At 45.3% G+C, this 289-nt stretch carries 1 riboswitch.

Going from position 1 to position 289, the window contains the following annotated elements:
* Positions 1-32: 32 nt before the first annotated feature.
* A riboswitch (molybdenum cofactor riboswitch) is annotated at positions 33-177 on the bottom strand.
* Positions 178-289: the final 112 nt, after the last annotated feature.

Genomic DNA, 289 nt, shown 5'->3' with positions numbered 1-289 from the left:
GTAGTAAAACTTACGCGCAAATGCATCAGTCAGTTGTGAAGCCATGTACACCTTTCCAGATACGGGAGGCGAAGTCATTTCTTCCTTCGCCCTGGTGGCAATCTTTACGAGCATTGTCACGGCCAAAGCACCGTATCAGTTGACCCAGGTGCAGAGGCTAGAGTGTTTAGTGGTTAAGCCGATACTAGCGTGTAAATGAGATTTTTACCATCCACACTTTCGCTATGTAATCATGTATATAGCGTCATGATCGTGCTATTTCGCTACAGAATAAGGGAAAATGGCGGTT

This window comes from Shewanella sp. AS16 (genome assembly GCF_021412365.1).
GTDB classification, from domain to species: Bacteria; Pseudomonadota; Gammaproteobacteria; order Enterobacterales; family Shewanellaceae; genus Shewanella; species Shewanella salipaludis.
This window is presented reverse-complemented; position numbering and strand designations above follow the sequence as displayed.